The 12,230-nt window shown below is 59.0% G+C and carries 13 protein-coding genes; 4 read left to right on the forward strand and 9 right to left on the reverse strand.

The window, feature by feature from the left end; all coding sequences use genetic code 11:
• Positions 1-42 precede the first annotated feature (42 nt).
• From pdxH to pdxY, 4 genes are all read left to right on the forward strand, one after another.
• Positions 43-699 carry a pyridoxamine 5'-phosphate oxidase gene (gene pdxH, locus K5R89_RS16145; protein ID WP_032428866.1) on the forward strand — a complete coding sequence of 219 codons (657 nt, stop codon included), beginning with the start codon at positions 43-45 and terminating at the stop codon, positions 697-699.
• Positions 700-837: a hypothetical protein gene (locus K5R89_RS16150; protein WP_017901085.1), complete on the forward strand. Its 138-nt coding sequence runs from the start codon at positions 700-702 to the stop codon at positions 835-837.
• Positions 824-2,098 carry a tyrosine--tRNA ligase gene (tyrS, locus tag K5R89_RS16155; RefSeq protein ID WP_004175868.1) on the forward strand — a complete coding sequence of 425 codons (1,275 nt, stop codon included), beginning with the start codon at positions 824-826 and terminating at the stop codon, positions 2,096-2,098. The genes K5R89_RS16150 and tyrS overlap by 14 nt, the downstream gene beginning before the upstream one ends.
• A gap of 61 nt (positions 2,099-2,159) precedes the next feature.
• Positions 2,160-3,020, forward strand: a complete 861-nt coding sequence (gene pdxY / locus K5R89_RS16160) for a pyridoxal kinase PdxY (protein WP_217259463.1) — start codon at positions 2,160-2,162, stop codon at positions 3,018-3,020.
• A gap of 42 nt (positions 3,021-3,062) precedes the next feature.
• Here the strand turns inward: pdxY and gstA are convergent, their stop codons facing one another.
• The 9 genes from gstA to rsxA form a co-directional block, all read right to left on the reverse strand.
• The gene (gene gstA, locus K5R89_RS16165; protein WP_004202856.1) at positions 3,063-3,668 is read right to left on the reverse strand and encodes a glutathione transferase GstA; all 606 of its coding nucleotides are present in this window, start codon (positions 3,666-3,668) and stop codon (positions 3,063-3,065) included.
• A 110-nt stretch (positions 3,669-3,778) separates the two neighbouring features.
• Positions 3,779-5,284, reverse strand: coding sequence for a dipeptide/tripeptide permease DtpA (gene dtpA, locus K5R89_RS16170; RefSeq protein WP_023289927.1), 1,506 nt, complete (start codon positions 5,282-5,284; stop codon positions 3,779-3,781).
• Between the two features lie 602 nt (positions 5,285-5,886).
• A complete protein-coding gene (gene nth / locus K5R89_RS16175; RefSeq protein ID WP_050533391.1) occupies positions 5,887-6,522 on the reverse strand; it encodes an endonuclease III in 636 nt (211 codons plus the stop codon).
• 1 nt (position 6,523) lies between these two features.
• Positions 6,524-7,222, reverse strand: a complete 699-nt coding sequence (locus K5R89_RS16180) for an electron transport complex subunit E (protein WP_023289925.1) — start codon at positions 7,220-7,222, stop codon at positions 6,524-6,526.
• A 2-nt stretch (positions 7,223-7,224) separates the two neighbouring features.
• Complete coding sequence (gene rsxG, locus K5R89_RS16185; protein WP_032453110.1) at positions 7,225-7,845, reverse strand: electron transport complex subunit RsxG; 621 nt, start codon at positions 7,843-7,845, stop codon at positions 7,225-7,227.
• 10 nt (positions 7,846-7,855) lie between these two features.
• Positions 7,856-8,908 (reverse strand): electron transport complex subunit RsxD, encoded by a 1,053-nt coding sequence (gene rsxD, locus K5R89_RS16190; RefSeq protein WP_048335890.1) that lies wholly within the window; start codon positions 8,906-8,908, stop codon positions 7,856-7,858.
• A complete protein-coding gene (gene rsxC, locus K5R89_RS16195; protein WP_221853869.1) occupies positions 8,909-11,068 on the reverse strand; it encodes an electron transport complex subunit RsxC in 2,160 nt (719 codons plus the stop codon). It abuts the gene before it with no gap.
• A complete protein-coding gene (rsxB, locus tag K5R89_RS16200; protein WP_004202846.1) occupies positions 11,061-11,639 on the reverse strand; it encodes an electron transport complex subunit RsxB in 579 nt (192 codons plus the stop codon). The genes rsxC and rsxB overlap by 8 nt, the downstream gene beginning before the upstream one ends.
• On the reverse strand, positions 11,639-12,220 hold the full coding sequence (rsxA, locus tag K5R89_RS16205; RefSeq protein ID WP_002907658.1) for an electron transport complex subunit RsxA: 582 nt from the start codon (positions 12,218-12,220) through the stop codon (positions 11,639-11,641). Before rsxA ends, rsxB begins: the two co-directional genes overlap by 1 nt.
• Between the last annotated feature and the right edge of the window lie 10 nt (positions 12,221-12,230).

Here is a 12,230-nt window from a genome sequence, read left to right on the forward strand (position 1 = left end):
GGCGCACAATAACGCCACCTTTTGACTATATCCTCAATGGCCATGTCTGATAACGACGAACTCCAGCAAATCGCGCACTTGCGCCGTGAATACACCCGTGGCGGTTTGCGTCGCCACGATCTTCCTGCTGAACCTCTGCCGCTGTTTGAGCGCTGGCTGCGTCAGGCCTGCGACGCGAAACTCGCCGACCCAACGGCCATGGTGGTTGCCACCGTCGATGAGCGCGGCCAACCCTATCAGCGCATTGTGCTGCTTAAGCATTACGACGAAAAAGGGCTGGTGTTTTATACCAACCTCGGCAGCCGCAAAGCCCATCAGATTGAAAATAACCCGCAGGTCAGCCTGCTGTTTCCGTGGCATATGCTGGAGCGCCAGGTGATGGTGATCGGCAAAGCGGAGCGCCTGTCGACGCTGGAGGTGGTCAAATATTTCCACAGCCGCCCGCGTGACAGCCAGATCGGCGCCTGGGTCTCGCAACAGTCGAGCCGGATCTCTGCCCGCGGTATCCTGGAGAGCAAATTCCTCGAGCTGAAGCAGAAATTCCAGCAGGGTGAAGTGCCGCTGCCGAGTTTCTGGGGCGGATTCCGCGTCAGCATCGAGCAGATGGAGTTCTGGCAGGGGGGCGAACATCGCCTGCACGATCGCTTTTTATACCAGCGCGATAACGGCGCCTGGAAAATCGACCGCCTGGCACCGTAATTGCCGAAATTAGTTATCGAAGCGCTGGCGCTGAAAGGGCCGGCGCTTTATTCTATGTACTTTTCGCATCTGGCGAAAAGTCGTGTACCGGCAGAGGTGCAGTCGTTTATACATGGAGAATTTGATGGCAAGCAGTAACTTGATTAAACAATTGCAAGAGCGGGGGCTGGTAGCCCAGGTGACGGACGAGGAAGCGTTAGCAGAGCGACTGGCGCAAGGCCCGATCGCGCTCTATTGCGGCTTCGATCCTACCGCTGACAGCTTGCATTTGGGGCATCTTGTTCCATTGTTATGCCTGAAACGCTTCCAGCAGGCAGGTCATAAACCTGTGGCGCTGGTGGGCGGCGCTACCGGTCTGATTGGCGACCCAAGCTTTAAAGCCGCTGAGCGTAAGCTTAATACCGAGGATACCGTGCAGGAGTGGGTGGATAAAATCCGCAAACAGGTAGCCCCGTTCCTTGATTTTGACTGCGGCGACAACTCGGCGATCGCGGCGAACAACTATGACTGGTTTGGCAGCATGAACGTGCTGACCTTCCTGCGCGATATTGGTAAACACTTCTCTGTTAACCAGATGATCAACAAAGAAGCGGTGAAGCAGCGCCTGAATCGTGACGATCAGGGCATCTCCTTTACCGAGTTTTCTTACAATCTGCTGCAGGGTTACGACTTCGCCTGCCTGAACAAGCTGCACGGCGTGGCGCTGCAGATTGGCGGCTCCGACCAGTGGGGCAACATTACCTCCGGTATCGATCTGACGCGTCGTCTGCACCAGAACCAGGTGTTTGGCCTCACCGTGCCGCTGATTACCAAAGCGGACGGCACCAAGTTCGGCAAAACCGAGGGCGGCGCCGTGTGGCTGGATCCGAAAAAGACCAGTCCGTATAAATTCTACCAGTTCTGGATCAACACCGCGGATGCTGACGTCTATCGCTTCCTCAAGTTCTTCACCTTTATGGACATCGCAGAGATCAATGCCCTGGAAGAAGAAGATAAAAACAGCGGTAAAGCGCCGCGCGCCCAGTACGTGCTGGCAGAGCAGGTGACGCGTCTGGTGCACGGCGAAGAGGGCCTGGAAGCGGCGAAACGCATTACCGAGAGCCTGTTCAACGGCAACCTGAGCGACCTGAGCGAAGCTGACTTCGAACAGCTGGCTCAGGACGGCGTGCCGATGATTGAGATGGAAAAGGGCGCCGATCTGCTGCAGGCGCTGGTGGATTCCGAGCTGCAGCCGTCCCGCGGCCAGGCGCGTAAAACCGTCGCCTCTAACGCAGTGACCATCAACGGTGAAAAACAGGCCGATCCGGAATATGTTTTTGCCGACAGCGATCGCCTGTTCGGCCGCTACACCTTGCTGCGCCGCGGTAAGAAGAATTACTGCCTGGTCTGCTGGAAATAAAAAAATACTACCAGGGCGTGGGAAACCACGCCCTTTTTCTTTTTAGGGTTGTGGTAAGAAAATGAAGAACATCCTCGCCATTCAGTCTCACGTTGTGTTTGGCCACGCCGGCAACAGTGCCGCCGAGTTCCCGATGCGCCGCCTGTGCGCCAATGTCTGGCCCCTCAATACCGTACAGTTCTCTAACCACACGCAGTACGGCAAATGGACCGGCTGTGTGATGCCGCCTTCGCACCTGACGGAGATCGTCCAGGGCATCGCCGCTATCGATAAGCTGCAGACCTGTGATGCGGTACTGAGCGGCTATCTCGGCTCTGCTGAACAGGGCGAGCATATCCTGGGCATCGTGCGTCAGGTAAAAGCGGCCAATCCGGCGGCGAAGTATTTTTGTGACCCGGTGATGGGCCATCCGGAGAAGGGCTGCATCGTCGCCCCGGGCGTGGCGGAGTTCCACGTGCGCTATGCGCTGCCGGCCAGCGATATCATTGCGCCTAATCTGGTGGAGCTAGAGATCCTCTGCGGTCATCCGGTCGCCAGCGTGAGCGAGGCGGTGGCCGCCGCGCGGGAGCTGATTGCCCAGGGGCCGGAGGTGGTGCTGGTTAAGCATCTTTCCCGCGCCGGCATGAGCATGGACCGTTTTGAGATGCTGCTGGTGACCGCAGATGAAGCCTGGCATATCAGCCGGCCGCTGGTGGATTTTGGCCTGCGTCAGCCGGTGGGCGTTGGCGATGTGACCAGCGGTCTGCTGCTGGTGAAACTGCTGCAGGGCGCCAGCCTGCGCGACGCGCTTGAGCACGTCACCGCCGCAGTGTACGAGATCATGTTGACTACCAAAAACATGCAGGAGTATGAACTGCAGGTGGTGGCGGCGCAGGATCGTATTGCTGTGCCGGAGCACTGCTTCAGCGCCACCCGACTGTAACTTTCCGACTCTGCCCGGCAGAGCGCCGGGCAGTCTCTGGTCTTACTTTAAGCCTTCCGCTGCCAGGGCGTCAGCCACTGCCGGACGCGCCGCCACCTGCGCCATCCAGCTGCCGATATGACCACAGGCGGCCATATCCAGTTTAATCGCATAGCCCCAGCGCAGCACCGTGAACAGATAACCATCGGCGATAGTGAAGCGATGGCCGGTGAGCCACTGTTTATCCGCCAGCGAGGCATCCACGTACTGCAGTTTTTTCTCGAGCAACGCGCGCGCAACGGGCTTATAGTCCTCCGGGGTGTCCGGGCGGAACAGCGGCGTAAAGCCTTTATGCAGTTCGGTAGCGACGTAGTTCAGCCATTCCAGGGTCTGGTAACGGGCAACGGAGCCCACGGGCGCCAGAAGATGGCGGTCCGGCACCTGATCGGCGATGTACTGCATAATAGCCACGCCCTCAGTAAGCAGGATGTCATCATCCAGCAGCAGCGCCGGCACCTGACCTTTCGGGTTGATCAGCAGATAATCTTCCCCGTTTTCCAGCTGTTTCCTTGCCAGATCCACGCTCTGCAAAGTGAAATCCAGGCCGCTTTCGCGCAGGGCGATATGTGAGGCGAGGGAACAGGCGCCGGGTTTGTAGAACAGTTTCATGCGTTACTCCTCGTGGCTGCAGTTTTCTGTATGTTAGTCCCGCCAGGGGTAAAAAAAAAGCCGCTAACCTAACGTTAGCGGCTTAAAAATAATTGGTTTTCCCTGCGGCGTCAGGCTGCCGCGGTTTCGCGTGCTTTTACGTCCGCGCTGTCGTCCTGAGTCATTCGGTTCAGCTTCGGCGCGGTCAGCAGCATCAGGGCGGCGATGACCGCGGTGACGATACCGATCTGCAGGAACACGTGGCCATACACTTCCAGCGACACCAGCGGATCGGTGACGTTTTCCGGTACCGCCATCAGGTTGGCGATTTTCCCGGCGATGATTGCCGCACCGGCGGTGGTGAGGAACCAGCTGCCCATAATGAAGCCCATCAGACGCTGGGGAACCAGCTGAGCGACCATCGCCAGGCCGAGGCCGGAAATCATCAGTTCACCGATAGACTGCAGCGCGTAGCTCAGAATCAGCCAGTTAACCGAGACGATACCGGCGTCGCTGGCGAACTTCGCCCCTAAAGGCAGGACGAGGAACGCGCCGGAGCACAGCACCATACCGATAGCGAACTTGTGCGGCATCGGCAGGCGGTCGCCCATCTTGTTATAGATGGCGGCCAGAATAGGGCTACCAATCATGATCCAGAACGGGTTCAGCGCCTGATACTGTTCCGGCTCGAAGGCGAGGCCGAGGATCGAGTGCTCCACGTTGCGGATAGCAAAGAAGTTCAGAGAGGTCGGCATCTGGCTGTACAGTACGAAGAAGACGATCGCTTCTACCATCAGCAGGAAGGCGACGATCATTTTGCGACGCGCGGCGCCTTTCAGGCCCATCGCCTCTTTGGCGAAAATCACCACGATACCCAGCGCGATGACGCCCAGCGCCATGCGTGCGATACCCTGGTTGTGCAGCAGCCAGGTAGCGATAGCGACCAGCACCACCACGCCAGCGATGGTCGCCAGCAGTTTACCCATATGCACCGGGGCAAAGTCCGGTTTCGAACCGTACTGTTTCACCCATTTCTGGCAGAAGGCGAAGTTAATGATGGTGATCACCATCCCCACCACGCTCAGGGCGAAGGCGACGCTCCAGCCGAAACGCGCGGCCAGCCACGGAGTTGCCAGCATCGAGAAGAACGAACCGATGTTGATGGACATGTAGTACATGGTAAATGCACCGTCCAGACGCGGATCGTTTTTGTCATAGCAGGTAGAAAGCAGGGAAGACGGGTTGGCTTTAAACAGGCCGTTACCGACGGCGATGGTCGCCATACCCATATAGACGATAGCGGCGTCATGACCGGACCAGGCGACCAGCGCATAGCCGATGGCCAGCACGATAGCGCCCAGCATAATGACGCGTTTGGTACCCAGCACTTTATCGCCCAGCCAGCCGCCAATGGCGACCAGGCCATAAACCAGCGCGCTAAAGGAGGAGAACAGAGTAATGGAATCCGCTTCCGACATACCCAGCTGTTTTACCAGGTAAACGGCCATGATCCCTTGCAGGCCGTAGTAACCAAAACGCTCCCACAACTCGATCGAGAAAATGAGATAGAACGCGCGTGGTTGTTTGAAAGCGTTCAGACTCACGCTTTCTGCTGGTTTATTGTTTGCAGTAGACACATATACCTCTTTTTTTACATCCCATATTTACTGGGGGGTGTTCGGGGCGCAATCTCGTTGGACCGCCGCCTTTATAGTTATTCTTGGAGGGAAAACGGCAGGTAATGTTCACTATCCTGGCGCATCAGGCAAGGCCTTTGTAATAATCTGTTACACATAATCAGGGTGGTATAATGCTCCGGTCATATGAATGTTATCCAGAGTTAAATTTCACCGTTACGTTATCGCTGCTATTTTTATCTTTTTGATTCGCCCATTTTTCCCGTAAAGGCGATATATTCTACTGATTGTGCAATAAAGTAGTGATATGGTCCATTATCCTAAAAATTCATGGCTTATTATCCTGGTGATCTTTGATCAGCCGTTGTATTGCCTGACTTTTATTTCCATTTTAATAACATTCTTTAAACATCGAGTTGCGAGCATGATCTGGATCACAAATGCATAGAAATTTTGCGCCGCTAAAAAATGAATGAGCTGGTTGTTTGTTATATAACCGGATATTAGCCCATGAAAATGCGGTTTATGTGGTGTTAACGGCGGGTTAAATAGCTAAATGCGGACCATAACCTAAAGTTAGGCTATGGTCGTGAGTAAGACGATCAGGCGTAAACTTTGTCTTTGAATTCGCAAAGGTCTTCAATCAGGCAGGAGCCACAGCGCGGCTTGCGAGCGATACAGGTGTAACGGCCGTGCAGAATAAGCCAGTGATGGCAGTCGACCTTAAACTCGGCGGGAACCACCTTCAGCAGCTTCTCTTCCACCTGTTCGACGTTTTTCCCGGGGGCGAATTGCGTCCGGTTGCAAACGCGGAAGATATGGGTGTCCACGGCGATCGTCGGCCAGCCAAAGGCGGTATTTAGCACCACGTTGGCGGTTTTGCGGCCCACGCCGGGCAACGCCTCCAGGGCCGCTCTGTCCTCCGGTACCTCGCCGTTGTGCTGCTCCAGCAGGATCCGGCAGGTTTTGATGACGTTTTCCGCTTTGCTGTTAAACAGGCCGATGGTTTTGATATAGGCTTTCACGCCCTCCACCCCCAGCGCCAGCATCGCCGCGGGCGTATTGGCCACCGGGTAGAGTTTGGCTGTCGCTTTATTGACGCTCACGTCGGTCGCCTGCGCCGAGAGCAGGACGGCAATCAGCAGCTCAAACGGCGAGCTGAAGTGCAGCTCGGTGGTGGGGTGGGGATCGTTGTCCCGCAGCCTGGTAAGGATCGCCAGGCGTTTGGCTTTGTTCATATTACGCTTTCCCTGTCGCGTCAGACGGTGCGACAGAGTCGGCCCGGGCCGCCTGCGCCTTCCGCTGCTTGCTACGTTCATCGATAAGGTATTTTACCGCCAGCATCATGCCGAGGCCAATAAAGGCGCCGGGAGGCAGCATAGCCAGCAGGAAAGGAGTGTCTGTATGGAAAACCTCGATGCGCAGGACCTTTGCCCAACTGCCAAGCAGGCTGTCGGCGCCGTCAAACAGCGTGCCATTGCCGAGGATTTCGCGCAGGGAGCCCAGCACGAACATCGCGCAGGTGGCCCCCATACCGATAGAGAAGCCGTCCAGCGCCGACAGCGCCGGTCCTTTTTTGGCGGCAAAGGCTTCGGCGCGGCCCACCACGATGCAGTTGGTGACGATAAGCGGGATAAAAATCCCCAGCGACTGATACAGACCGAACGCATAGGCATTGATCAGCATCTGCACCACGCTCACCACCGAGGCGATAATCATCACGTAGATCGGGATCCGGATCTCCGCCGGGGTCCAGCGGCGCAGGCTGGAGATGGTCAGGTTGGTCAGGGTCAACACCAGGGTCGTCGCCAGACCCAGCCCAAGGGCGTTGGTGGCGGTCGAGGTGACCGCCAGCAGGGGACACATCCCTAACAGCTGAACCAGAGCGGAGTTGTTTTTCCACAGACCCTGGACGATGACGTCTTTAACTTCGCTCATGGTTACTCTCCACAGGCGCTGAATTCAGGAAGTTGCGCAGGCAGCGTTTGTGCATACAGGCCTGCGCGCTTAACGGCATTGACCACCGCCCGGGGGGTGATGGTGGCGCCGGTGAACTGGTCAAAATCGCCGCCGTCTTTTTTGACCGCCCAGTGGCTGTCGCCCTGGCCGTGGATAACTTTCCCGGTAAAATGGGTGATCCAGTCCGACAGGCGCAGCTCGATTTTATCCCCAAGACCCGGGGTTTCATGATGCTCGGTCACGCGGGTGCCGAGGACCGTGCCGCTAAAATCGGCGGCCACCAGCAGCTGGATCGCTCCGGAATAGCCATCCGGCGCGGTGGCTTCCATGACCGCGCCGATCGGCTGGTCGTTATTTTTGGCAATCCACACTTTATGCTGGCCTTTGCCCAGCGCCGGGGCGCTGACCAGATAGCAGCTCTTGAGCAGATCGTTATTATAGCGGTCGGCAGGTAAAACCTGGTCGAATAACGCTTTCTGCTGCTGGGCCGCCTGCTGGTCGATGGTGCTTTTGGTCAACTCATTGATCGCCGCCGTTAGCCCGGTGGAGCCGGCGGCAAACAGCGCCAGCGTGACGCCGTGTTTTCGCATGGTTTTTAACATCTTCGCTCTCTCAACGGTGGCCATACACGCGCGGACGGGTGTAGTAATCGATCAGCGGCACGGTAATATTCGCCAGCAGAACGGCAAACGCCACGCCGTCCGGGTAACCGCCGAAGCTACGAATAAGCCACACCAACAGGCCGGCGAGGGCGCCAAAGATCAGACGGCCGCGGTTGGTTGTCGAAGCCGTCACCGGGTCGGTCAGAATAAAGAAGGCGCCAAGCATGGTGGCCCCGGAGAGCAAATGCATCTGCGGCGAGGCCAGACTCTGCGGCGAGAAGATCCAGCCGAGGGTCGCGCACAGGCCAAGGCTGACGAGGAAGCTGACCGGGATATGCCAGCGGATCGCTTTCTGCCACAGCAGAAACAGTCCGCCCGCCAGCCAGGCGATATTCACCCACTGCCAGCCCAGGCCCGCCAGAACGCCGCCGTAAACCGGCAACTGCAGTACCTGCTGGACGCTATGTCCGGCATGCAGGGAGGTTTTGAAGGTATCCAGCGGGGTTGCCTGGCTGATGCCGTCGATACCCAGCCGCAGGCTGGCCATGTCGCCTCCGGCGGCGGTATGACCGGTAAAGATCATCTGCAGCGTATCGCTGAACGCCGGGATATGGGCGGCAATCTCGTATGAAGGCAGCCAGGAGGTCATCTGCACCGGGAAGGAAATCAGCAGCACGACGTAGCCGATCATCGCCGGGTTGAAGGGGTTATGGCCGAGTCCACCGTACAACTGCTTGGCGATCACTATGGCAAAGGCGGTGCCGAGCACCACCATCCACCAGGGGGCCAGCGGCGGAATACTCACCGCCAGCAGCAGGCCAGTGAGCAGGGCGGAGTTATCCCTCAGGGTGGACGCAACAGGCTGTTTGCGCAGTTTGAGAATAGCGGCTTCCATTGCCCAGGCCGTCAGAGCGGCGAGGACAATCTGCAGGACGGTGCCCCAGCCGAAAAACCATGTCTGGACCACAATTCCTGGCACGGCGGCGAGCAGCACCAGCAGCATAATGCGCGAGGTCTGCCGCTGGTTGTGGGTATAGGGGGAGCTTGCGATTCTGAAAACCATTTATTCCTCGTTAACTGCCTGCTGTGTTGCTTTGCGCGCCTGAACGCGGGCGATCGCCGCGGCGACGACCGCTTTGCGTGGGTCGTCATTGGCTGCGGTTGACGCGATTTCCGCCTGGGCGGCCTGCTGTTCGGCTTTGCGCGCTTTGGCGCGGGCGATGGCGGCTTCCACCGCGGCTTTACGCGGGTCGACCGGCTCGGCCGCCGGGGCTTCCGCCGCCGCGGCCTGCTGTTCAGCTTTGCGCGCTTTAGCGCGGGCGATAGCGGCTTCCACCGCGGCTTTACGCGGGTCGGCCGGCTCGGCCGCCGGGGCTTTCGCCGGCGCGGCCTGCTGTTCGGCTTTGCGCGCTTTGGCGCGGGCGATAGCGGCTTCCACCGCGGCTTTACGCGGGTCGGCCGGCTCGGCCGCCGGGGCTTCCGCCGGCGCGGCCTGCTGTTCGGCTTTGCGCGCTTTGGCGCGGGCGATAGCAGCTTCCACGGCCGCTTTGCGTGGATCGGCAGCGTCGGTCGACGGAGTTTCCGCCGGCGCGGCCTGCTGCTGCGCTTTACGCGCCCGGGCTTCGGCCTTCCGCGCTTCGCGGGCGGCGATCGCCTCGCTGTTGTCCGGTCTGGCGCCGGCCTGAATCACGATAGGCTGCGCGGCGTCGCGCTGTTTATCACGTACCCGGGCCAGGGCGGCGTTAATCGCATCCTGATCTTTGGCGGCAGGCTGGACGGCGGCTTTTTTATGCCGCTCGGCGCGGGCCGCTTTCTCACGCTCCAGGCGCGCCTGTCGGGCCTCGAATCGCGCTTTGGCTTCCGCAGCGCGCTGCTCTTCCTGGCGAATCGCCGCGATCTCGGCTTTCTCCTGACGGAAGTACTGCACCAGCGGAATATTGCTTGGGCATACCCACGCGCACGCGCCGCATTCGATGCAGTCCGCCAGATTGTGGGCGGTGGCTTTATCGTGCTGCTGGCCTTTGCTGAACCAGTAAAGCTGCTGCGGCAGCAGATCGGCCGGGCAGGCGTCGGCGCAGGCGCTGCAGCGAATGCAGCCTTTCTCTTCCTGTGGCTCGCCCATTTCGCTGGCGGAGGGCGCTAACAGACAGTTGGTGATCTTCACCACCGGGAGGTCGAGCCCCGGCAGGGTAAAGCCCATCAGCGGCCCGCCCATGATCACCATCGGCTCGGCGCTGGCGCAGAAGCCGGCGTCGTTCAGCAGATGGCGTACCGGCGTGCCAAGGCGCGCCCAGACGTTGCCCGGCCGGGTTACCGCCTCGCCGGTGAGGGTGACCACGCGCTCGGTTAACGGCTCGCCGTCAATCACTGCGCGTTTCACCGCATAGGCTGTACCGACGTTCTGCATCAGCACGCCAATGTCCGAAGAGCGACCACCGTGGGGTACCTGTTTGCCGGTGAGAATTTGGGTGAGCTGCTTGGCGCCGCCGGAGGGGTATTTGGTGGGGATCACGCGCAGCGAAATGCCATGGGCGTCGCAAAGCACCGCCCGCAGCATCGAGATGGCCTGCGGCTTATTGTCTTCAATGCCGATCAGCACCTCGTCAGGCTGCAGAATATGGGCAAGGATGCGGATCCCTTCGACAATCTGCGCCGCGCAGTCCTGCATCAGACGGTCGTCCGCCGTGATATAGGGTTCGCACTCGGCGGCGTTAATGATCAGCGTTTTAATTTTATCGCCGCCGCCGCGCAGTTTACTGCCGGTGGGGAAGCCCGCGCCGCCGAGGCCGGCAACGCCAAACTGGTGGATGCGCTCAATCAGCGCTTCACGGGTGCGGGTCTGATAGTCGCTCCAGCCGTCGCGTTCGATCCAGCGGTCTTCGCCGTCGGCGTCAATGATCACGCTCATCTCCGCCAGCGCGGACGGATGGGCAGTGGTGTGCGGGGCGATAGCGGCAACGGTGCCGGAGGTGGGAGCGTGAACCGGCAGCATTCTTCCCCAACCGCGGGTCAGCGGCTGGCCGCGCAGCACCCGGTCGCCGACCTTGACGCACAGTTCGCCTTCGGCGCCGATGTGCTGCTTCAGCGGGATCACAAAGCGCTGCGGCAGGGAAACCTGGCGCAGCGGGGTGCCGTTAGACTGGGTTTTCATCTCCGGCGGGTGAATACCGCCGTTAAAATCCCAGACTTTGTCTTTTCGGAAAGCGGAAAATAGCTTAAACATGTTGTTCCACAGGAATATTTCGCACCGGGATCGTATGCAGATCCCATTTCCAGGTCTCCGGGGTCGTCGCCACCGGAACGAGTGAAATGCACTGGGTCGGGCAGGGGGCAACACACAGGTTGCAGCCGGTGCACAGGTCGCTCATCACGGTATGCATGGCGCGGGTCGCCCCGACAATGGCATCCACCGGACACGCCTGAATACATTTGGTGCAGCCGATGCAGTTCGGCTCGTCAATCACGGCGAGCATGCGGGCCGGCTCAGCTGCCTGCTCGTCGCCGTCGACGGGCTGCGGGTCGACGTTGAGCAGGGCGGCGATTTTTAACATCACCGCTTCGCCACCCGGCGCGCAGCGGTTAATTTTCTCACCCTGCACGCCCACCGCTTCCGCATAGGGGCGGCAGCCAGGGTAGCCGCACTGCCCACACTGGCTCTGCGGCAACAGTTCATCAATTTTTTCCACCACCGGGTCGTCCTGCACCGCGAAACGGCGCGACGCATACCCCAGTATTAAGCCGAAAATCAGCCCTAACAGGCTGATGGCGATCACGGCTATCCAGACTGCGCTCATTACAACTTCACCAAACCACTAAAGCCCATAAAGGCCAGAGACATTAAACCGGCGGTAATCAGCGCGATGGCATTACCGCGGAACGGCGCGGGGACATCGGCCACCACCAGACGCTCGCGGATCGCCGCGAACAGCACCATCACCAGCGAGAAGCCGACGGCGGCGGCAAAACCGTACAGCGCCGACTGCAGGAAATTGTGGCCCAGATTGATGTTCAGCAGCGCCACCCCAAGCACCGCGCAGTTGGTGGTGATCAGTGGCAAAAAGATCCCCAGCAGGCGATAAAGCGCCGGGCTGGTTTTACGCACCACCATCTCAGTGAACTGAACCACCACGGCGATAACCAGAATAAAGGCCAGGGTACGTAAATAAACCAGATTTAGCGGGATAAGGATCCAGGTATCAATCAGCCAGGCGCAAATAGAGGCCAGGGTCATCACGAAGGTGGTCGCGAGCCCCATTCCCATTGCGGTTTCCAGCTTTTTGGAAACACCCATAAACGGGCACAGGCCAAGGAACTTCACTAAAACGAAGTTATTGACAAGGACAGTACCGATAAAGAGCAGTAAATAATCAGCCATCATGCGACCT

The organism is Klebsiella sp. TF21-TM, from assembly GCF_019753495.1.
In the GTDB taxonomy this organism is placed as follows: Bacteria; Pseudomonadota; Gammaproteobacteria; order Enterobacterales; family Enterobacteriaceae; genus Klebsiella; species Klebsiella quasipneumoniae.

What these genes read in the sequence shown, in the direction of transcription:
- pdxH (WP_032428866.1), top strand. Translation starts at nt 43, where the DNA reads ATGTCTGATAACGACGAACTCCAGCAAATCGCGCACTTGCGCCGTGAA.
- tyrS (WP_004175868.1), top strand. Translation starts at nt 824, where the DNA reads ATGGCAAGCAGTAACTTGATTAAACAATTGCAAGAGCGGGGGCTGGTA.
- pdxY (WP_217259463.1), top strand. Translation starts at nt 2,160, where the DNA reads ATGAAGAACATCCTCGCCATTCAGTCTCACGTTGTGTTTGGCCACGCC.
- gstA (WP_004202856.1), bottom strand. Translation starts at nt 3,668, where the DNA reads ATGAAACTGTTCTACAAACCCGGCGCCTGTTCCCTCGCCTCACATATC.
- nth (WP_050533391.1), bottom strand. Translation starts at nt 6,522, where the DNA reads ATGAACAAAGCCAAACGCCTGGCGATCCTTACCAGGCTGCGGGACAAC.
- K5R89_RS16180 (WP_023289925.1), bottom strand. Translation starts at nt 7,222, where the DNA reads ATGAGCGAAGTTAAAGACGTCATCGTCCAGGGTCTGTGGAAAAACAAC.
- rsxG (WP_032453110.1), bottom strand. Translation starts at nt 7,845, where the DNA reads ATGTTAAAAACCATGCGAAAACACGGCGTCACGCTGGCGCTGTTTGCC.
- rsxD (WP_048335890.1), bottom strand. Translation starts at nt 8,908, where the DNA reads ATGGTTTTCAGAATCGCAAGCTCCCCCTATACCCACAACCAGCGGCAG.
- rsxC (WP_221853869.1), bottom strand. Translation starts at nt 11,068, where the DNA reads ATGTTTAAGCTATTTTCCGCTTTCCGAAAAGACAAAGTCTGGGATTTT.
- rsxB (WP_004202846.1), bottom strand. Translation starts at nt 11,639, where the DNA reads ATGAGCGCAGTCTGGATAGCCGTGATCGCCATCAGCCTGTTAGGGCTG.
- rsxA (WP_002907658.1), bottom strand. Translation starts at nt 12,220, where the DNA reads ATGGCTGATTATTTACTGCTCTTTATCGGTACTGTCCTTGTCAATAAC.